We start from the raw sequence: 19,464 nt of genomic DNA on the forward strand, positions 1-19,464 counted from the left end.
GTATCAGATCGCCGTGCGCAATGCGTTTTCGAGGTAGAGCTCTCGCAGACGTGTGACCAACGGGCCGGGCTTGCCGTTGCCGATGGGCTTGCCGTCGATGGTGGTGATGGGCATGACGAAATTGCCCGCACTCGTCAGCGCCGCTTCCTGTGCTTCGAGCGCTTCCTGAAGCGTGAAGGCCCGTTCTTCCAGCGTCAGTCCCGCTTCTTCCACCAACTGCAAGACAGCTGCGCGGGTGCAGCCGGGGAGCGTCTTGTTGCTGTTGCCCCGTGTCACAAGCTTATTGTCGGCGGTGATGATGTAAGCGGTAGAAGATGCACCTTCGGTGACGAAACCATCCTCGATCATCCACGCCTCATCGCAGCCTTCCGCCTTGGCAATACGCTTTGCCATGACCTGTGGCAGCAGGCAGACGGACTTGATATCGCGGCGTGCCCAGCGTTGATCCGGAACGGACTTGACCGAGAGCCCGGTTGCCTCCTGCGGACCGCCGATCAGCTTTTTCACCTGTGGGAACATGACGAGTGTTGGGGCGAGATCGTCGGAAAACAGAAAGTTGCGGTCTTCTGCGCCACGCGTCAGTTGCAGATAGATCAGGCCCTCCACCAGATTGTTGTCCTTGATCAGACGACGCTCCGCCTCGACAACCTGCTGGGTGGTGATGGGCAGCGGGATATCGATTTCACCGGCACTGCGTTCCAGTCGCGCCATGTGCAGATCGCTGTCGATCAACTTGCCACCGACTACCGACGTCACCTCGTAAATGCCGTCTCCGAACAGAAAACCACGGTCGAAAATGGAAAGCTTGGCTTCGGCTTCGGGAAGAAATTCGCCGTTGATATAGACGATGCGGCTGGTTTCGCTGGGCATGATGTGTCCTTTAGGGTCGAGAGGAAAGCAGCGCTTTAAGCGCTTCGATGGAAATAGCGGGAATGGTCGATGGCTTAGCCGTGGCCGCATTGAAGCCGCGTGTAGACGATGCCATGCAAAGCGAGTTCAAAATTGCTTCTTCCGTCGCTTCGATAGCGGCTTCGAACAACGGAGAAATGACGTCGTTGGAAAGCTCTGGATAGGCGTAAAGCCCCTTGCGACGCTCCGGCGTGCGGCGAACATTTTCTGCGGTTGAAAAGGCAAGCGCATAATCACCCGAACCGTTGCTGAGCGCCGCACCCGTGCGTGCCAGTCCACCGAAGGAACGCGCAGCCAGCCGCTTCAGATTGCGAGAAGACAAAGGCGCATCGGTCGCCAGCACGATGACGATGGAGCCATCCTTATCCAGATGCTGCGGGCTGACATAGGGCTTGCCGCAGACCAGAAGGTTGCCGCCGTAATTGGATTGCACGAGAACGCCCAGCGTATAGCTTTCACCCGCAATGGACAGGACGCGGGAACTGGTGCCGATACCGCCCTTCAGACCGAAAGCGACGGTGCCGGTGCCTGCGCCAACTGCGCCTTCATCGATCGCACCTTCGCGGGCATTGTCCAGCGCCAAAGCGATTTCGTCTATGGTCGGGCGACCGGCGCGGATATCGTTCAGGCGGGAATCATTCGTCTCGCCAACCACGGCGTTCAGCGAAACGACCTTCTCATTGCCGGGTTGGGCAAGCGTGTAGCGGTTGATGGCCTCGATGGCGCGGCCTGTGGCGAGTGTATTGGTGAAAATGATCGGCGTCTCGACTTCGCCGAGTTCCTCGATCTGCGTTGCGCCGACGAATTTGCCAAAGCCGTTATAGACCGCAAGTGCCGCCGGAACCTTGTCCTGAAACAGGTTGCCGCCATGGGGAAAAATGGCGGTTGCACCTGTGCGGATGGTGTCGCCCTCGATGACGGTCGAATGGCCGACGCGCAGGCCTGAAACATCGGTGATGGCGTTCAGCCTGCCTGTTTCGTAAACGCCCGGAACAAAACCGATATCGCGCAGTCTCACTCGGGTTTCGTCAGGCATCGGCATTACTCGTTCGGCATTAGCCAGAGGTGGGAGAGGAATCTCATAGACTCATATACGGCAGCTTTAGCGCGATTTGTGGCAAAACGGCAGCGTAAAAGGCGGGCTTCCCCTACTCAAACTCCAAAATTACCTCGTCCACTGCAAGGCTGTCTCCGGCGCTGACGGATATCTTGCTGACGCGGCCTCGGCGTTCTGCGCGCAGGATGTTTTCCATCTTCATGGCCTCCACCGTTGCCAGTGCCTGGCCTGCCTCCACCTGATCACCCGCCTGCACGGAAATGGAGGTCACGACGCCCGGCATGGGGCAAAGCAGCAGTTTGGACGTATCCGGTGGCAGCTTTTCCGGCATCAGGCGCGCGAGTTCTCCTACACGCGGCGTGCGAACCCGCACCGTAAGATCCATGCCCCGCCAGCGCAGACGGATTGCTGATGGTGAAAGATCGATCTTCACCGCCATGGTCTGGCCGCCGACCGTGAACACTTGCAACGTCTGCCCCGGTAGCCAGCTTGTTTCGACCGGCAGCGCGGTGCCGTCCTCGAAGGTCGCTGTCACGATGCTTTCGGTAGTGTCGAGAGAAATGCTGTGATCTGTTTTGAAGAAGGTGACAACCCAATCCTTGCCAACCACGCGGCGATGATTGCCGATGGTGCCGGAGATCTGCATGGCGCGGGTTTGCACGCGGTGATGAATCAGTGCGGCAATGGCGGCCAGTTTCCGTGCGGTCTCCGCATCCGGTTCGACACTCGCAAAGCCCTCGGGAAACTCTTCCGCGATAAAGCCAGTCGTCAGGTTTCCGCTGCGGAAACGTTGATTTTGCATGACGGTGGAAAGGAAAGGCAGGTTGTGGCCAATGCCCTCGACCTCGAAACTGTCCAGCGCCTCGCTCATGGCATCGATGGCGGTGATCCGGTCCGGTCCCCAGGAGCAAAGCTTGGCGATCATCGGATCATAATACATCGAGATTTCACCGCCTTCGAACACGCCCGTGTCATTGCGAATGATGGTGCCATCGGTCTGCTTGCCTTCTTTCGGAGGCCGATAACGTGTCAGGCGACCGATGGAAGGCAGGAAGTTCCGGTAGGGATCTTCAGCGTAGAGACGGCTTTCAATGGCCCAGCCGTTGATTTTGACGTCGCTCTGGCTAAAGGCAAGGCGTTCGCCAGAGGCAACGCGGATCATCTGCTCCACCAGATCGATACCGGTTACCAGTTCGGTAACCGGGTGTTCTACCTGCAAACGCGTGTTCATTTCGAGGAAGTAAAAATTGCGCTCGCCATCCACGATGAACTCTACCGTACCAGCTGAATAATAGCCGACGGCTTTGGCAAGGGCGACGGCCTGTTCGCCCATTGCCTTGCGCGTTGCTTCATCGAGGAAAGGCGAAGGCGCTTCTTCAATGACTTTCTGGTTGCGGCGCTGGATGGAGCATTCGCGCTCTCCGAGGTAAAGCACGTTGCCATGCTTGTCGCCCAGAACCTGAATTTCGATGTGGCGCGGCTGGTTGACGAATTTTTCGATGAAAATGCGGTCATCGCCAAACGAGGCCTTCGCCTCGTTCTTCGAGGACTGGAAGCCCTCACGCGCCTCGGCATCATTCCAGGCAATCCGCATTCCCTTGCCGCCGCCGCCAGCGGATGCCTTGATCATCACAGGATAACCGATGGAAGACGCGATATTCACGGCCTCGTCCGCATCTTCGATCAGGCCCATATGCCCGGGCACGGTAGAAACACCGGCCTCCTGCGCCAGCTTCTTCGACGTGATCTTGTCGCCCATCGCTTCGATGGCTTTTACCGGCGGGCCGATGAAGATGACGCCGGCCTTGTCAAGCGCTGCCGCAAAGTTGGGATTTTCCGACAGGAAGCCATAGCCGGGATGCACGGCATCAGCCCCCGTCTGCTCGATCGCCTCCAGAATCTTCTCGATGACGATATAGGACTGGTTGGACGGGGCAGGGCCTATATGGACCGCCTCGTCAGCCTCGCGCACATGCAGCGCATTGGCGTCGGCATCGGAGTAAACCGCGACAGTCTTTATGCCCATGGCCTTGGCCGTGCGGATCACGCGGCAGGCGATTTCACCTCTGTTGGCGATGAGGATTTTGGAGATCATGGTTTCGTCCTCACAGTGGAATCGTGTCGTGTTTCTTCCAATGCGTCGTCACCTGCTTGTTGCGAAGTGATGCAAACGCCCGGGCAATGCGGCGGCGGGAGGAATGGGGCATGATGACCTCATCGATAAAGCCGCGTTCTGCCGCCACGAAGGGATTGGCGAAACGCTCTTCATATTCCTTTGTGCGTGCGGCGATCTTGTCAGGGTCTGACAATTCGGAGCGGTAGAGAATTTCCGCTGCGCCCTTTGCGCCCATGACGGCGATTTCCGCCGTCGGCCAGGCGTAGTTGACGTCGGCGCCGATATGTTTGGAGGCCATCACGTCATAGGCACCGCCATAGGCCTTGCGGGTGATAAGAGTCACCATCGGCACGGTCGCTTCAGCATAGGCAAACAGTAGCTTTGCGCCGTGTTTGATGACGCCGCCATATTCCTGCGCCACACCCGGCAGAAAGCCAGGCACATCCACCAGCGTCAGAAGCGGAATGTTGAAGGCATCGCAGAAGCGCACGAAGCGGGCGGCCTTGCGCGAGCTGTCGATATCCAGGCATCCGGCCAGCACCATCGGCTGGTTGGCGACGACGCCAACAGTCTGGCCTTCCAGACGAATGAAGCCGGTGATGATGTTTTTGGCGAAGGCCTCCTGAATCTCGAAGAAATCGCCTTCATCAGCCAGCGCGTGGATCAGTTCCTTCATGTCGTAAGGCTTGTTGGAACTGTCAGGGATCAGCGTGTCGAGCCGCTGCTCCAGTCGTGCCGGGTCATCGTGAAACGGGCGGTTCGGAGCTTTTTCGCGATTGTTGAGCGGCAGGAAATCGAAGAGCGCCCGGACGGCTTCCAGCGCTTCGATGTCGTTTTCGTACGCGCCATCGGCCACTGAGGATTTTCTGGTGTGGGTGGAGGCGCCGCCCAGTTCTTCCGCGGTGACGATCTCGTTTGTCACGGTTTTCACCACATCAGGCCCGGTGACGAACATGTAGGAGGTATCGCGCACCATGAAGATGAAATCCGTCATGGCTGGCGAATAGACCGCGCCGCCCGCGCAGGGGCCCATGATGACGGAGATTTGCGGGATGACGCCGGATACTTCGGCATTGCGGCGGAAGACCTCGGCGTAACCGGCCAGCGACGCCACGCCTTCCTGAATACGCGCGCCGCCGCTATCGTTGAGGCCGATCAGCGGCGCACCGGCGCGCACCGCCATATCCATGACTTTGCAAATCTTCTGCGCATGGGTTTCGGACAGCGAGCCGCCCAGAACGGTGAAATCCTGGCTGAAGACGTAGACTTGCCGGCCGTTGATGGTGCCCCATCCGGTGACGACGCCATCGCCCGCCACTTTTTGTTCCGCCATGCCGAAATCCACCGCGCGGTGGGTGACATACATGTCGTATTCTTCGAAGGAACCTTCATCGAGCAGAACATCAAGGCGTTCCCGCGCCGTCAGCTTGCCCTTGGCATGTTGCGCATCGATGCGCTTCTGGCCTCCGCCAAGCCTTGCTTCGGCCCGGCGCGCGTCCAATTCCTCGAGAACCGTCGGCATGCAACCTCCCTCATGCTGATATCGTCACATAGGCTTAGACGTGAAATCTCGAATTGAAAACAGTCTATTACGGCCAGATGTGAGGATTTCGATCTGGATTAGAGAGATTGCGCCGCATTGATGGAGGAGACGAAGCGGCGTGTACGCTCCTGTTTGGGGGCACGGAAAATGGCTTCGGCAGTCCCCGTTTCCACCACCTTGCCAGCTTCCAGAAACACGACATTGTTGGCGATGCGCGACGCAAGACGCAGATCGTGGGTCGCCATGACCATGGTCGTTCCCTCGCGGGCCAATTGGCCAAGCACATCAACGACTTCCTCTGAAAGTTCCGGGTCGAGCGCCGAGGTCGGCTCGTCGCACAGCAGCACCTGCGGCGATGGGCCGAGCGCGCGGGCAATGGCAACGCGCTGTTGCTGTCCGCCAGAGAGATTGGCGGGCCAGGCATCGGCCTTGTGCGCCATGCCGACCTTGGTCAGAAGCTCCATGGCGCGATCTCTTGCTTTCTCACGCGACCATTTCTGAACGATCAGCAAGCCTTCCATGACGTTCTCGATCGCGGTGCGGTGCGGAAACAGCTGAAAGTTCTGGAACACCATGCCCGTCTGGCGGCGGATTTTCTGGATGGATTGCCACGTCACTTTCTTGCCTGAGGTAAATGCAATCGAGTCGGTACCGATGCGGACTGTTCCCTCTGTCGGCAACTCCAGCAGGTTTATACAGCGCAGCAGCGTGCTTTTGCCGCCGCCGGATGGGCCAACCAGCGCTGTGACGCTGCCTTCTGGAAATGTCAGCGAAATGTCTTTGAGTATGACAGCATCGCCTAAGCGTTTTTCGATATTGGAAAGCTCGATCATCGGCTGTTCTCCATCATGCCGCCATAACGGGCAAACCGCACTTCCAGCCGCGCCTGCAAGTTGGACAAAACGGAGCTGAGCGCCAGATAGATGAGGGCGGCTTCAATGTAGAGGATAAGCGGCTCATAAGTGGTGGCGACGATGCGCTGCGCGGACTGGAAAAGCTCCGGCACGGTGATGGCGGCAGCAAGCGACGTGTCCTTGACCAGGGAAATGAAGGTGTTGGACAACGGCGGCACGGCCACACGGCTTGCCTGCGGTAAAATGGTGCGCTGCATGGCCTGACGCCAGCTCATGCCGGTGGAAAATGCCGCTTCCCACTGGCCTTTGGGCACCGAGGAAATGGCGGCGCGGATGATTTCAGACGTGTAGGCGCCCACATTCAGCGTGAAGCCGATCAGCGCTGCCGAAAAGGCATCCAGCAGAATGCCGACACTCGGCAGGCCGTAGAAGATGACGAAAAGCTGCACCAGCAGCGGGGTGCCTCTGATAACCCAGACGTAGAAGCGGGCAATCAGCCTCAGCGGCGTCGGCCCGAAAAGGCGTGCAACAGCGGTTGCGAGGCCAAGGATGAGGCCGAACAGGAAGGAGAGTAATGTCAGAGGGATGGTGAACTTCACGCCGGCCCAGAGCAGTGTGGGCAGGGAATCCATCATCAGTTGAAGCCAGTGCGGCACGGAAAACCCCTCAATAAAAACGAAGTCCGGCGCTAACGCCGGACTGTCTGATCTGGTTCGGATAATGGCTTATTTTCCCTGGGGATAATAGACCCCTGGGTAGCGGCTTACTTGGAGACGTCCTGACCGAAATACTTGTCGGAAATCGTCTTGTAGGTGCCGTCAGCCTTGATGTCCGTCAGCGCCTTGTTGATGGCAGCAACGAGGTCTTCGTCACCCTTGCGCACGATGATGCCGGAATAATCCGCATTCGGCTGTTCAGCCACGATCTTCACAGGAGCCTGCGGCTGCTTCTTCTTGAAATCAAGGAAGGACAGGCTGTCATTGATGGTCGCATCGGCGCGACCGGTCAGAACCAGCTGGATCGACTGGTCGAAACCGTCGGTGCCGACCAACTCAGCGCCTGCTTCCGTTGCCAGCTTGCCGAAGTTGCTGGTCAGCGATTGTGCCGACTTCTTGCCCTTCAGGTCTGCAAAGCCCTTGATATCAGTGTTCTTCTCGCTGACGATCAGCACGGCCTTGGAGGCGATATAGGGCTCGGAGAATGCATATTTCTGCTTGCGCGCTTCGGTGATTCCGACCTGATTGATAACAGCGTCGTAGCGCTTGGAATCAAGACCGGCGATCAGGCCATCCCATTTGCCTTCAACGAATTCGGCCTTGACGCCGAGCTTCTTTGCGACGGCTTCGCCAATTTCCACGTCGAAACCAACCAGCTTATTGGCAGAATCGTGGAAGGTGAAGGGAGCATAGGTGCCCTCGGTGCCGATCTTGATGACACCTGCGGACTTGATCTGGTCAAGGTTCTCGCCAGCGAAAGAGTAAGAGGCGGTAGCGGCGGTGAACGCAGCGGCAGTGGTGATTGTCTTGAGCCAGTTCATTTGTATTCCTTTCAGGATTTTCTAAGCACATCTCATCCCACAAAACATGCGCGTTTAAACGGCAGAAAGACGCAAAAAGATGCAAAATAAGAGAATATTTTTCTCTTATTTTGGTCGTTCTTTGTGCATCGCTATAGCGGCTGGGAATTGGGAGTTTCAGCGGCCTCTCCAAACCCTAAAAAAGGGCGGCGCGCCAAAGCATGTCGCTTGCAGAATCGCATGGAATTTCAGTCGCATGGCCAGTTTTTGAGGGACGGGAACTTCGGCCCTGTCAAGGGGCTCGTGAGGTTAATTTCTGCGGCTGGAAAAGGGTCCTGTTAACCTTTTGTTAACCACATTTGGGGTACCTAATGTCAATGATTTGTTTACCAAGATGACCAAAGTGCTAACAGACCCTCGCTCAATCCGTATCAAAGGCCGTTCATTTCTGGCGGTCGTGCTGTCTCCCGAACAGCCGCTCGACCAATGGCTGGAGCGACTCGATGATCTGGCGGCGCGTTCTGCCGGGTTCTTCCTGTCGCGCCCCGTGGTGTTGGATGTAGCGGAGCTGAAGCTCGACAAGGCCGGGCTGAAAGCGCTTCTGGCCGAACTCGTGTCGCGCAATGTCGCCATCATGGGCATCGAGGGCGCGCGCCCTTCCATGATCGAGCAGGGCATGCCGCCTGCGCTGAAGGGCGGTAAGGCTGCGTCTGACATTGAAGTCGAGCCGGTGTCGTTAGCAACCGTCGAGGTTGCCGAGGAGCCGACGAAAGCTCCGGTGACGGAGATTCGCAGCGTCGTTCAATCGTTGATGATCAGCGAGCCGGTACGCTCCGGTCAGTCGGTGATCTTTCCGGAAGGCGATGTGACCATCGTCGGTTCCGTTGCCTCTGGCGCAGAAGTCATCGCGGGCGGATCGATCCATATTTACGGCGCACTGCGCGGACGCGCCATGGCGGGCTCGCTCGGTAACGCGTCGGCACGCATATTCTGCAAGAAGCTGGAGGCCGAATTGCTGGCCATCGATGGCGTCTACAAGGTGGCAGAAGACATAGACCCGAAACTTCGCGGTCAGGCGGTCCAGCTGTGGCTGGAAAACGATACGATCAAGGCGGACAAACTCAATTAAGCCGCATGCGGCAAGAACAGGAGAGCAGGATGGGGAAGGTAGTCGTCGTTACTTCCGGTAAAGGAGGCGTTGGTAAAACAACGTCGACCGCCGCGCTCGGTGCAGCGCTGGCACAGAAAAAAGAAAAAGTCGTCGTCGTGGATTTCGACGTCGGTCTTCGTAATCTCGATCTGGTCATGGGTGCGGAACGCCGCGTCGTGTATGATCTGGTCAATGTCATTCAGGGCGATGCCAAGCTGCCGCAGGCGCTGATCCGCGACAAGCGTCTCGACACGCTGTTTCTGCTGCCCGCCTCGCAGACGCGCGACAAGGATAACTTGACGCCTGAGGGTGTCGAGTGGGTCATTGCCGAACTGAAGAAGCATTTCGACTGGGTCATCTGCGATAGCCCGGCCGGTATCGAACGCGGTGCGACGCTGGCCATGCGCCATGCGGATGTTGCCGTCGTCGTAACCAACCCGGAAGTCTCCTCCGTTCGCGACTCTGACCGCATCATCGGTCTCTTGGATTCCAAGACGCTGAAGGCCGAGCGCGGTGAGCGCATGGAAAAGCACCTGCTGCTGACCCGTTACGATTCGGCTCGTGCCGAGCGTGGCGACATGCTGAAGGTAGATGACGTGCTGGAAATTCTTTCCATTCCGCTGCTGGGAATTATTCCTGAAAGCATGGACGTTCTGCGCGCATCCAACGTCGGTGCGCCTGTGACGCTGGCCGATGCAAAATCGGCACCTGCCATGGCTTATTTCGATGCGGCGCGCCGTCTTTGCGGTGAAGATCTGCCTATCGTTATTCCGGGTGAAAAGCGTGGCATCTTCTCCAAGATATTTGGGAGGGCCGCATGAGCATCTTCAGCCTTTTCCGCAAGCCGAAATCGGCACCTCTTGCCCGTGAACGTTTGCAGGTTTTGCTGGCCCATGAGCGTAACGGCGTCGGCAACGAGTTGGTCGCGGTGCTGCGTGAAGAAATTCTCGCTGTCATCGCCAAGCATGTGCAGATCGACAGCGACAAGGTTCACGTCAAGATGGACAGCGACGAGCATGTCTCGCTTCTGGAAATCGACGTTGAAATTCCACTGAGCGCCAGCCTGCGCGCAGCCTGATAAATGCCAAATGAAAAAGCCGCCCGGATGATCGTCCGGGCGGCTTTTCTGTGGGCTTAATGTGCATGTCTTCGGCTGGGCAGACGCGGCAGGAAGACCGTGAGCAGGCCAAGCAGCGGCATATAGGAGCAAAGGCGATAGACGAATTCTATGCCTTCGCGGTCTGCAAAGACGCCGAGGACCGCAGCACCAATGCCGCCGAAGCCGAAGGCAAAGCCGAAGAACATGCCGGCGATCAGCCCCACACGTCCCGGCACCAGTTCCTGAGCAAATACGACGATGGCCGAAAATGCCGAGGAGAAGATGAAGCCGATCAGCACGACAAGTGCTGCCGTCCAGAACAGGTTGGCATAGGGCAGCATGAGGGCGAAGGGAATGACGCCCAGGATCGAAAACCAGATGACGATGCGCGAACCGAAACGGTCACCGATGGGGCCGCCGAAGAACACGCCCGCAGCCGATGCACCGAGGAAGAGGAAGAGCAGCAATTGCGCATCCTGAACCGACAGGCCAAACTTCTCGATCGTATAGAAGGTGAAGTAGCTGGAAAGGCTGGCGAGATAGGCATTCTTGGTGGCCGTCAGAATAAGCAGCACGACCAGTGTGATCAGCACTTTGTTTTTGGACAGGGGCAAAGTGCGGCTGACGGGTGGGCGGCCTGCATTGCTGCGGCGGTGGCGGCTGTACCAGACGCTGACCCATGACAGAACGGCAAATCCGGCAAGAGCAATCAGCGAAAACCAGCTGAGGCTTTCCTGCCCATAGGGTAGCACGATGAAGGCTGCGAGCAGCGGCCCGATGGCCGTGCCCGTATTGCCACCCACCTGGAAGAAGGATTGTGCCAGACCATGGCGGCCGCCAGAGGCGACGCGCGCAACGCGGGATGCTTCCGGGTGGAAAATGGCCGAACCGATGCCGATCATGCACGCGCCGATGACGAGAACCGGAAAGCTGTGAGCATAGGCAAGCGTTATCAGGCCCGCACAGGTGGAGAGCATGGCGACAGGAAGCGAAAACGGCATCGGCCATTTGTCCGTCGCAATGCCTACGGCTGGCTGCAACAGCGAGGCGGTGACCTGAAAGGCGAAGGTCAGCAGGCCGATCTGAACGAAGTCCAGCGCATAATTCGCCTTCAAAAGCGGGTAGAGCGACGTCAGCAGCGATTGCATGATGTCGTTGAGCATGTGGCAAAAGCTCGCCGCTGCAATGATGGAAAACGTCGTTTTTTCGGCTGTGAAGCTCGTGCTGGTCACACTCGCCATGTTGATTTTCTCCGCATATCCGTCACAGGACGGCAAGTCTTCAATTGGCGGCTCTTGTACGCCCATTGTGCGCGGCCTGCTTTTGTGCTTTGGTCTATTTCTTTCGAGAGTGGGCCAAATGCGCAGCCGTCGATCCGCCACAGACTATCCACGCCATGATGATGAGTACGAGGCCCATACCGCGCTTCTGTCCTTCATCGATGGCACCAATGAGTCTGTTCTGGCTCTGCGCCGCATCTATCCTGCCGGTTCAAAAGGGCCTGTCCACTCGCACAAGAAGACCCAGCTCTGGTTCGCCCGCAGCGGCGTCGTCATTGTCAGCACAGCCGATGGGCGCTGGATGATCCCACCGGGCCACGGCCTCATCATTCCCGCCGGTTTGCAGCATTCCAGCGAAATGATCAGCCCGGTCGAGATGCATTCCGTCTATGTGCATCCGGATGTGATCACTTCCGACCGCCCGCGTGTGGTGGAGGTGACGGTTCTGGCGAGCAATCTGATCGAGGAACTGGTCCGTGACGATTCAAGCAGGTCGAACGCTCGAAGACGCGAGCTGGTGATGGAACTGATGATGGATGAGATCAGCCAGCTTCCCGAAAAGCCGCTCGGGCTACCTTTTCCCGCCAATGCCAACATCGCTGCACTCTGCCGCCACTTCCTTCTGGCGCCAGAAGCCAATGCCAGCATCGATGATTGGGCGCAGACGCTTGGCATGAGCCGCCGCACATTCACCCGGGTTTTTCGGGCGGAAACCGGTGTGAGCTTTGTGACCTGGCGTCAGCAAGCCTGCATTTTCGCCTCTCTGCCGCGCCTTGCCAGCGATGAGACGGTGACCAATGTGGCGCTGGATGCTGGCTATGAAAACGTATCGGCCTTTACCACCATGTTTCGCCGCATGCTGGGCAGTTCGCCCAGTGCCTATCTGAAGTCATCGGGCATGCGCAACACGCTGGCATCTGCCGAAACGTGAGCGCGCTAATCAGCTGTCTTTCGCCTGTTCCAGAAGCCAGTTCACCAGTTTCGATGCCGCCGCCTTTCTGTCTTTGCAGCCGACCAGCCAATAGCCCCGCTCCGGCGCTTCCAATGTTGGCCCGACGCCAACCAGCGCACCGCTTTCCAGAAGATCGTCCACCAGACCGGACCAGCCAAGCGCCAGCCCTTGACCTTCGACCGCGGATTGAACGACGAGCGAATAAGTATTGAAGCTGATGTCGCCCCGGCCTTGGCTTGCGCTTCTCTTTACCCCGACACGCGTGAAGTAGCTGGCCCAATCGAACCATGTCGATGCCCATGAACTGTCGAGATGAACGAGCTTCAACTTGGCGAATTGTTCCGCTTTGGCTTCGTCAGGCGAACAGTCCAGAAAACCCGGCGCGCATACGGGTCTGACCTTCTCCGGCAAAAGAAGCGTCGCATTGTCGCCTGCCTCCTGTCTGCTGCCGAAAATAATTAGCACGTCGTCATCATCGGCGCTCTGGCTTCTCGGGTTTTGGGTCGCGGCGATCTTGATGTTGATATCGGGATATCGCGCCCGGAAATCCTGCATGCGCGGAATGAGCCATAACGACGAGAAAGCATAGTCCATGTGCAGCCGCACGGTGGGCCGTTCCGTGGCCTTGAATTCGCCCGTCAGTTGATCGATCTCGGCCACGTTGCGTGCCGCCAGTTCATAGAGCCTTGTACCCTCCGGCGTCAGTTCCACGCCGCGATGCTGGCGCTTCAAAAGCTTAACGCCCAACTCATCTTCCAGACGGCGCATCTGGTAGCTCACGGCGGGCTGGGTCAGGCCGAGTTCCTGTGCGGCGGCTGTCAGGCTTCCGCGCCTGCCGATTTCCACCAGCATTCTCATCCATCCCAGATCGATCGGTCGCTCAGCCATAAAAAATCCTTTTGCCAGATATCAAAAATTATCCGCTTCACGGCAGAGATCAATCTGTTGTTGACTAAAATTCTGGAAAATCAGGAGGGACAGCAATGAACAGGAAACTTCGTATAGGTCAGCTGACATCGAGCCTTCTTCTTATCGCTGCTGCTTTCGCTGGCAATGCGCAGGCCGCCGATGACGCCGCATGCAAGACCATCCGAATGAGCGATCCCGGTTGGACAGACATCACGGCCACCAATGGTGTCGCTTCCGTCCTGCTCGGCGCACTGGGCTATGAGGCCGACGTCAAGACGCTTTCCGTGCCGATTGGCTATCAGGCTATGAAGAACAAGGAAATCGACGTCTTTCTCGGCAACTGGATGCCCGCGCAGAAAAGCTTCATCGACGATCTGAACTCCGCAAAGGCCATCGAGGTCATCGGTCAAAACCTTGAAGGCGCCAAATTCACCCTCGCGGTGCCGTCTTACATGGCGGAAAAAGGCATCAAGAGTTTTTCCGATCTCGCCAAGCATGGCGATGAATTCGACCACAAGATTTACGGCATCGAGCCCGGCGCGCCAGCCAACCAGAACATTCAGAAAATCATTGCCGATGAGAAGTTCGGCCTGAAAGGCTGGGAACTGGTCGAATCCGGGGAGCAGGCCATGCTGGCGCAGGTGGACCGTGCAGGCAAATCCAAGAAGGGCGTCGTGTTCCTCGCCTGGGCACCGCATCCGATGAACGAGAAATTCTCCATCGAATATCTCTCCGGCGGGGACGATTATTTCGGCCCGAACTTCGGCGGTGCACAGGTCTACACGCTGGCGCGTACCGGCTGGACGGCGCAGTGCCCGAATGCGGCAGCCCTGTTCAAGAATCTGAAATTCGATGTCGGCATGGAAAACAAGCTGATGGGCGAAATCCTTGGCGGGCAGAGCGCACAGGAGGCGGCAACGGCATGGCTGAAGGCCAATCCAAAGGCCGTCGATGGCTGGCTCTCCGGCGTTACCACGCTGGATGGCAAACCGGGTGGAGAGGCTGTAAAGGCTTCCATCGGTCTGTGATTTCAGGATTAAGTGCATGACGCGTCAGAATATTCTCATCCTTATGGTCGATCAGTTGAACGGCACGTTCTTCCCGGACGGACCAGCGGATTTTCTCCACGCGCCGCACTTAAAGGCCTTGGCGGAGCGCTCGGTGCGCTTCGCCAACAGCTATACGGCTAGCCCGCTCTGCGCACCGGCGCGCGCGTCCTTCATGTCTGGCCAACTGCCCAGCCGCACGCGTGTATACGACAATGCAGCGGAATTCGCCTCAGACATCCCAACCTACGCGCATCATTTGCGCTCGGCGGGATATTACACCGGCCTTTCCGGCAAGATGCATTTCGTTGGGCCGGATCAACTTCATGGCTTCGAAGAGCGGCTGACGACGGATATCTATCCGGCTGATTTCGGCTGGACGCCCGATTACACCAAGCCGGGCGAGCGGATCGACTGGTGGTATCATAATCTCGGCTCCGTTACCGGTGCGGGCGTGGCCGAAATCACCAACCAGATGGAATATGACGACGAGGTTGCCTATCACGCAACCCGCAAGCTCTACGATCTCTCACGCGGGCTTGATGACCGCCCCTGGTGCCTGACCGTCAGCTTCACCCATCCGCACGACCCCTATGTCGCTAGACGGAAATATTGGAATTTATACGAGGATAGCCCTGCACTCGACCCACAGGTCGGGGCGCTGCCTTTCGAAGAGCAGGACGCGCATTCCCAACGCCTGCTAGAAGCCTGCGATCACCGCGCATTCGATATTTCGCCCGAACAGGTTCGCCGGGCGCGGCAGGGTTATTTCGCCAATATATCCTATGTCGATGACAAGATCGGCGAGATCATCGATGTGTTGAAACGCACGAGGATGGACGAGAACACGACCATCCTCTTCCTCTCCGACCACGGCGATATGCTGGGCGAGCGCGGTCTGTGGTTCAAGATGTGCTTCTTCGAGGGCTCCGCCCGCGTACCCTTGATGATTTCCACGCCCGGCTGGTCGCCAAAACGCATAGACGCCCCGGTTTCCACCCTCGATGTGACGCCAACCTTGTGCGCACTCGCAGGTCTCGACATTACGTCGCTGAAACGATGGACGGATGGCGAAGACCTGTCCGGCCTTGCGCAGGACACGGCAGGGCGCAGCCCCGTGCCGATGGAATATGCCGCAGAAGGCTCAATCGCCCCGCTGGTTGCGATCCGCGATGGGCGTTACAAGCTTTCCATCTGCGAGCAGGACCCTCCGATGCTGTTCGACCTGGAGGCAGATCCGCAAGAACGTAACAATCTTGCCGGCGATCCGCAGCATGCCGAGGTGCTGGCTTCTTTGATGAAACAGATCAACGAACGCTGGGATCTGTCATCCTTCGACATATCCGTTCGGGAAAGTCAGGCCCGCCGCTGGGTGGTCTACAAGGCGCTACGGAACGGTGCCTACTACCCCTGGGACTACCAACCGCTTCAGAAAGCTTCCGAGCGCTATATGCGAAACCACATGGACCTCAACGTGCTGGAAGAAAACCAGCGATACCCCAGAGGCGAGTGAATGCCACGCGGCACCGGATTGATTTCGCTTAAATCTCAAAAGGACGTTGCCCAAATTTCTCTAATGAGGTATCCAAGCCCCGTGAAAAACGAGAAATGTCCACATAGCTCAGCAGGATAGAGCACAGGATTCCTGGTTGCATTAATTGGGGGCTACACTCCGAAAGGCTGTAGTCGATCTACTCAAATTCGGGGAACGCTTCGCTGAACTCTCAGCATGCCAATCCCGAGCCAAGCTTCGGAGAAATCCGTTGAAGGTGTAGAGACTGGATGGGTAGCACCTAAAGGCCTTGGCCCATGGTGAAGGGACAGTCCAGACCACGAACGCGCAAGCGGCGGTTAAAGCCGAAGTGGTATGAATCCTGGGGTCGGAGGTTCGAATCCTCTTGTGGACACCATTCGCTCGTATGGGTGCGCTTGCGAAGTGCGGTATCATTCATAATAAACCAGCCCGACATCTCCACTTTCAGCCCTTGTCGCTTCTTGCGAAATCTCCGTCTTTTTGCCACAGAATGTCTGCTTCCGATTGAAATTGCGCGGAAGCTTTCAGGGCTTTTTGCATGATCCATTTTTCGACAGACGATATTGCGCCACAGGACCGTTTCGAGCAGTGGCGGGAAGTCAGAGGCAAGAGCCTTTTTGGCGTGACGATCGAACTTGCGGCTGAACGGCGGCGTGATTTTCAGGGAGCGTTTTCTGCTCATCAGGTAGGCAATGCCGTGGCGTCCGAGATGCGTGCGTCTGCCTATAGGGTTAGCCGGACGGATCAGGATATTGCGCGTATTGCTGGCGACAGCCTGTGCATCGGTCTGCAGATAAGAGGTTCAGGCTTGCTTGAAAGTGGTCGAAGCCGTGTCGATTCCGTTCAGAACAATGACATGACGATCAGCTATTCCGATCTGCCCTATCGGGCGATACCGGGCGATCACAGGGATTTTCATTATCGGATGCTCAAGATTCCGCTGGGCGGCGATTTGGCACTGGGTATGCCTGCGGATGATCTGTTTGCGGAACGTTATCTCCACGCTGCATTTTCCCGGCCTTTCCGGGCGCTGTTCAATGCTTTGTCAGCGCCAAACGGCAGGCTTGTCGATCCGCAAACCGACGTTACCCATATTGCTCGTCTTGCTATGGTCGCACGCGGCAGACTGCATCATCGCATGCCGGAGGTGCGTGCAGCACTTCGGTCCGGCGTTTTTCATGCGGCGCAGGACATCATGGCGCGGGATATGGGTGAGCAGAGGCTGACGCCGTCATCCGTCGCGTTGGAGCTTGGGGTTTCCGTGCGCCAACTGCATATCGTGTTCGAGCATGCCGGGCGGTCGTTTTCGCGCACCCTATCCGAAATGCGGGTCACGCAGGCCAAGAAGGTGCTGACCAACATGCCGTCCTTGTCCGTCACGCAGATCGCCTTTGCCTGCGGCTTCGACAGTATTCCAACCTTCTACCGGATATTCAAAACCCATTGCGGCGTCGCGCCGGGTGAATATCGCGAAGCGAATTTCATTCACTAAGCTTTCACGTAGAATTTTTGCTTTTGCGCTGGTTGAGAAGACCGGCGTTTTTCACTCCTGTAACTGCGGAAAAGGTCGTTCGCTGTAGCGCGTGGACGGTTCATTTGCCTTATCCGCCATGGGGAGACGTGGTTGAATTTTCGACGTGCCGGTCATCGGTTGCCGTTGTCGGTATCCGAAAACGATATGAACTGCCTGATCGAAACGGATGCGTTTCGCCATGCGGCCCAGCTTCTGGCGCGCAATCTCGTCGCGATCTACAGCTCTGCACCCAGAACGGCAGGACTGTTTGCCTCGCAACAACGCTGGTTTCTCTGCCATGCCGCCCTGGCGCATCATTTCCGTGCTTTGGACAACCGCGAACCGGGGCTGACCCGTCGGGCGATTGGAAATCTGGCCCGCCAATTTGGCATTTCTAGCCGCAACACGGCCTATGCCTTTTTTGACGAGGCGCTGAAATACGGCGTCATCCGCCCGGTGCAAGGCGATGACAGTGTTGCCGCTCGTCTTGTCGAGCCTTCACTGGAGACACTGTCGCTTTTGAAGCACTGGTATTTCGTGCATTTCCAGGCCCTTGATGTCATCGATGATGGGGATAGGGCGGCGCGGTTTGCGATGCAGCCGGATAGCGTTTTGGCGCTTATTCAGCAGTCCGTGTCACCAGCGCTTTTGACCAACCAGTCACTCTACCATCCCGGCCCGCTCTATACGATTTTCACATGGGCAGATTCAGGCGGTCTTTTGATGGACCGGTTGATTGCGGGCATGGATCATCACGAATATGGCGAGCAAAGCAGCTTTCTGACTGATGTCAGCGCCATCTCCCATCTGGCGCAATCCTTCGGCCTGTCACGCGCCCATGCCAGCCGCAAACTGGCTGCGGCAGAAGCCATTGGCGGCGTTGGCTGGAACGGGGTTCGCGGCCGCTCCTGCATCTGGATATCGCGTGGATTTTACGTGGAATATGCGCGTGCCATGGCCAATAAGCTCGCCATTCTCGATGAGGCCTTTGCGGATGTCTGCGAACGATTGATGCCGGTGTCTGAAAACGCCAATCAGGACGTTTGCTGTGCCGACAGCCAGTGATGAAGACGTGCCTCGGCTTCCGCCCTCGTCGGCGTGCCAGCACGACCGCCGAAGACAGTGCATTTCAGCGCGGCGGCGACCGATGAAAGTTGAATGGCCGCGCGGCTTTCCATGCCTTCGGCGATGGCAAGTGCGAAGGTGCCGTGGAACACATCTCCCGCTGCCAGCGTATCCACCGCCTCCACCTCCATTGTCGATTGGAAATGAACCGTGGGATTGCCCGCCTCTGTCCAGTAGCAGCCCGCAGGTCCGGCGGTGACGGCGATGAAGGTTTGCGGGTAACGCGCATGCAAGATCGGCAGCATGTATGGCACATCGTTTGTGCCAGTCAGCCGTTCAGCGGCGGGTTCTGAAAAGATGATGTGGGTGGCGGCAGGTGCCAGTCGCTGCAATGTTTCCACGGGTGCGACATCGCCGTCGAGAATGGCATGTTTGCCGAGGGAGCGGGCCAGTGTCAGCGCATCGAATGCCAAGTCCGGCCAGCGCACATCGACCAGAACGGCATCGAAGTGTGCCAGATCATCCGCCGTGCAGGAGCGCTTGGTCTCATGCAGTTTGGCGTCGTAAAAGGGAACGATCAGTCGCTCGCCCTTATCATCAATGATGATGGTCGAAAGGGCAGAGCGTGCCCCCTTGGCGGTGGTCATGCCTGATGTGTCGATGCCGCTTTCGGTGAGGTCACGAATAATGCGGCATCCCGTCTCATCGTCACCGACTGCACCCCAAAGGCTAGCGCGGCCGCCCATGCGGTGAACCGTATAGGCAGCGCTCGATGCCATGCCTTCGGCAATCTGCAGCATGTCGTAGGGCAGCACCTTGCCCTGGCCGGTGGGCATGTTGTGCACCCGGAACAGCGTGTCCAGCACGGCAGCACCCACGCACAGCACATGCTTGCCGTGTTTTTCATTTTCATCCATGGAC

18 protein-coding genes are annotated in these 19,464 nt (G+C 57.8%); 8 read left to right on the plus strand and 10 right to left on the minus strand.

The genetic code is table 11. The annotated features are described in order from the left end of the window. Positions 1-3 precede the first annotated feature (3 nt). The 7 genes from AC27VJ_RS16030 to AC27VJ_RS16060 form a co-directional block, all read right to left on the minus strand. On the minus strand, positions 4-870 hold the full coding sequence (locus AC27VJ_RS16030) for a D-amino-acid transaminase (RefSeq protein ID WP_488684851.1): 867 nt from the start codon (positions 868-870) through the stop codon (positions 4-6). A gap of 10 nt (positions 871-880) precedes the next feature. After that, positions 881-1,945: a DmpA family aminopeptidase gene (locus tag AC27VJ_RS16035; RefSeq protein ID WP_488684852.1), complete on the minus strand. Its 1,065-nt coding sequence runs from the start codon at positions 1,943-1,945 to the stop codon at positions 881-883. Between the two features lie 112 nt (positions 1,946-2,057). Then, the gene (locus AC27VJ_RS16040; protein ID WP_488684853.1) at positions 2,058-4,061 is read right to left on the minus strand and encodes an acetyl-CoA carboxylase biotin carboxylase subunit; all 2,004 of its coding nucleotides are present in this window, start codon (positions 4,059-4,061) and stop codon (positions 2,058-2,060) included. A 10-nt stretch (positions 4,062-4,071) separates the two neighbouring features. After that, the gene (locus AC27VJ_RS16045; protein WP_488684854.1) at positions 4,072-5,604 is read right to left on the minus strand and encodes an acyl-CoA carboxylase subunit beta; all 1,533 of its coding nucleotides are present in this window, start codon (positions 5,602-5,604) and stop codon (positions 4,072-4,074) included. Between the two features lie 98 nt (positions 5,605-5,702). Beyond that, positions 5,703-6,458, minus strand: coding sequence for an amino acid ABC transporter ATP-binding protein (locus AC27VJ_RS16050; protein WP_488684855.1), 756 nt, complete (start codon positions 6,456-6,458; stop codon positions 5,703-5,705). Beyond that, positions 6,455-7,135: an amino acid ABC transporter permease gene (locus tag AC27VJ_RS16055; RefSeq protein WP_113089072.1), complete on the minus strand. Its 681-nt coding sequence runs from the start codon at positions 7,133-7,135 to the stop codon at positions 6,455-6,457. Before AC27VJ_RS16055 ends, AC27VJ_RS16050 begins: the two co-directional genes overlap by 4 nt. Positions 7,136-7,242: 107 nt before the next feature. Further along, positions 7,243-8,016, minus strand: a complete 774-nt coding sequence (locus tag AC27VJ_RS16060; protein WP_353576587.1) for an amino acid ABC transporter substrate-binding protein — start codon at positions 8,014-8,016, stop codon at positions 7,243-7,245. A 373-nt stretch (positions 8,017-8,389) separates the two neighbouring features. Here AC27VJ_RS16060 and minC point away from each other — a divergent pair, with 373 nt between their 5' ends. The 3 genes from minC to minE are packed head-to-tail and all read left to right on the plus strand — an operon-like array spanning position 8,390 to position 10,223. Beyond that, positions 8,390-9,124 carry a septum site-determining protein MinC gene (gene minC, locus AC27VJ_RS16065; RefSeq protein ID WP_162727849.1) on the plus strand — a complete coding sequence of 245 codons (735 nt, stop codon included), beginning with the start codon at positions 8,390-8,392 and terminating at the stop codon, positions 9,122-9,124. Between the two features lie 29 nt (positions 9,125-9,153). Next, positions 9,154-9,966, plus strand: coding sequence for a septum site-determining protein MinD (gene minD, locus AC27VJ_RS16070; RefSeq protein WP_113089074.1), 813 nt, complete (start codon positions 9,154-9,156; stop codon positions 9,964-9,966). Further along, positions 9,963-10,223 carry a cell division topological specificity factor MinE gene (gene minE, locus AC27VJ_RS16075; RefSeq protein ID WP_113089075.1) on the plus strand — a complete coding sequence of 87 codons (261 nt, stop codon included), beginning with the start codon at positions 9,963-9,965 and terminating at the stop codon, positions 10,221-10,223. The genes minD and minE overlap by 4 nt, the downstream gene beginning before the upstream one ends. A 56-nt stretch (positions 10,224-10,279) precedes the next feature. Here minE and AC27VJ_RS16080 read toward each other — a convergent pair whose 3' ends face one another. Then, entirely contained in the window at positions 10,280-11,485 is a 1,206-nt protein-coding gene (locus AC27VJ_RS16080) for an MFS transporter (protein ID WP_488684856.1), read from the minus strand. A 118-nt stretch (positions 11,486-11,603) separates the two neighbouring features. Between AC27VJ_RS16080 and AC27VJ_RS16085 the strand changes: the two genes are divergently transcribed. Beyond that, the gene (locus AC27VJ_RS16085; RefSeq protein WP_488684857.1) at positions 11,604-12,455 is read left to right on the plus strand and encodes an AraC family transcriptional regulator; all 852 of its coding nucleotides are present in this window, start codon (positions 11,604-11,606) and stop codon (positions 12,453-12,455) included. Between the two features lie 9 nt (positions 12,456-12,464). Here the strand turns inward: AC27VJ_RS16085 and AC27VJ_RS16090 are convergent, their stop codons facing one another. Then, positions 12,465-13,364: a choline sulfate utilization transcriptional regulator gene (locus AC27VJ_RS16090; protein WP_488684858.1), complete on the minus strand. Its 900-nt coding sequence runs from the start codon at positions 13,362-13,364 to the stop codon at positions 12,465-12,467. Positions 13,365-13,459: 95 nt separating this feature from the next. Between AC27VJ_RS16090 and AC27VJ_RS16095 the strand changes: the two genes are divergently transcribed. The 4 genes from AC27VJ_RS16095 to AC27VJ_RS16110 all read left to right on the plus strand — a co-directional run bounded on the left by AC27VJ_RS16095 (position 13,460) and on the right by AC27VJ_RS16110 (position 18,543). Continuing rightward, the gene (locus AC27VJ_RS16095; RefSeq protein ID WP_488684859.1) at positions 13,460-14,413 is read left to right on the plus strand and encodes a choline ABC transporter substrate-binding protein; all 954 of its coding nucleotides are present in this window, start codon (positions 13,460-13,462) and stop codon (positions 14,411-14,413) included. Between the two features lie 16 nt (positions 14,414-14,429). Continuing rightward, positions 14,430-15,944: a choline-sulfatase gene (betC, locus tag AC27VJ_RS16100; RefSeq protein WP_488684860.1), complete on the plus strand. Its 1,515-nt coding sequence runs from the start codon at positions 14,430-14,432 to the stop codon at positions 15,942-15,944. 559 nt (positions 15,945-16,503) lie between these two features. Beyond that, positions 16,504-17,457, plus strand: coding sequence for an AraC family transcriptional regulator (locus AC27VJ_RS16105; protein WP_488684861.1), 954 nt, complete (start codon positions 16,504-16,506; stop codon positions 17,455-17,457). A gap of 132 nt (positions 17,458-17,589) precedes the next feature. Continuing rightward, a complete protein-coding gene (locus tag AC27VJ_RS16110) occupies positions 17,590-18,543 on the plus strand; it encodes a hypothetical protein (protein WP_488684862.1) in 954 nt (317 codons plus the stop codon). On the opposite strand, the gene AC27VJ_RS16115 is transcribed toward AC27VJ_RS16110, so the two are convergent. Continuing rightward, positions 18,513-19,460, minus strand: a complete 948-nt coding sequence (locus tag AC27VJ_RS16115) for a sugar kinase (protein ID WP_488684863.1) — start codon at positions 19,458-19,460, stop codon at positions 18,513-18,515. The two genes, AC27VJ_RS16110 and AC27VJ_RS16115, sit on opposite strands and share 31 nt — an antisense overlap. Between the last annotated feature and the right edge of the window lie 4 nt (positions 19,461-19,464).

Source organism: Agrobacterium sp. 20P9.1.2 (assembly GCF_057799395.1).

What these genes read in the sequence shown, in the direction of transcription:
- AC27VJ_RS16030 (WP_488684851.1), bottom strand. Translation starts at nt 870, where the DNA reads ATGCCCAGCGAAACCAGCCGCATCGTCTATATCAACGGCGAATTTCTT.
- AC27VJ_RS16035 (WP_488684852.1), bottom strand. Translation starts at nt 1,945, where the DNA reads ATGCCTGACGAAACCCGAGTGAGACTGCGCGATATCGGTTTTGTTCCG.
- AC27VJ_RS16040 (WP_488684853.1), bottom strand. Translation starts at nt 4,061, where the DNA reads ATGATCTCCAAAATCCTCATCGCCAACAGAGGTGAAATCGCCTGCCGC.
- AC27VJ_RS16045 (WP_488684854.1), bottom strand. Translation starts at nt 5,604, where the DNA reads ATGCCGACGGTTCTCGAGGAATTGGACGCGCGCCGGGCCGAAGCAAGG.
- AC27VJ_RS16050 (WP_488684855.1), bottom strand. Translation starts at nt 6,458, where the DNA reads ATGATCGAGCTTTCCAATATCGAAAAACGCTTAGGCGATGCTGTCATA.
- AC27VJ_RS16060 (WP_353576587.1), bottom strand. Translation starts at nt 8,016, where the DNA reads ATGAACTGGCTCAAGACAATCACCACTGCCGCTGCGTTCACCGCCGCT.
- minC (WP_162727849.1), top strand. Translation starts at nt 8,390, where the DNA reads ATGACCAAAGTGCTAACAGACCCTCGCTCAATCCGTATCAAAGGCCGT.
- minD (WP_113089074.1), top strand. Translation starts at nt 9,154, where the DNA reads ATGGGGAAGGTAGTCGTCGTTACTTCCGGTAAAGGAGGCGTTGGTAAA.
- minE (WP_113089075.1), top strand. Translation starts at nt 9,963, where the DNA reads ATGAGCATCTTCAGCCTTTTCCGCAAGCCGAAATCGGCACCTCTTGCC.
- AC27VJ_RS16080 (WP_488684856.1), bottom strand. Translation starts at nt 11,485, where the DNA reads ATGGCGAGTGTGACCAGCACGAGCTTCACAGCCGAAAAAACGACGTTT.
- AC27VJ_RS16085 (WP_488684857.1), top strand. Translation starts at nt 11,604, where the DNA reads ATGCGCAGCCGTCGATCCGCCACAGACTATCCACGCCATGATGATGAG.
- AC27VJ_RS16090 (WP_488684858.1), bottom strand. Translation starts at nt 13,364, where the DNA reads ATGGCTGAGCGACCGATCGATCTGGGATGGATGAGAATGCTGGTGGAA.
- AC27VJ_RS16095 (WP_488684859.1), top strand. Translation starts at nt 13,460, where the DNA reads ATGAACAGGAAACTTCGTATAGGTCAGCTGACATCGAGCCTTCTTCTT.
- betC (WP_488684860.1), top strand. Translation starts at nt 14,430, where the DNA reads ATGACGCGTCAGAATATTCTCATCCTTATGGTCGATCAGTTGAACGGC.
- AC27VJ_RS16105 (WP_488684861.1), top strand. Translation starts at nt 16,504, where the DNA reads ATGATCCATTTTTCGACAGACGATATTGCGCCACAGGACCGTTTCGAG.
- AC27VJ_RS16115 (WP_488684863.1), bottom strand. Translation starts at nt 19,460, where the DNA reads ATGGATGAAAATGAAAAACACGGCAAGCATGTGCTGTGCGTGGGTGCT.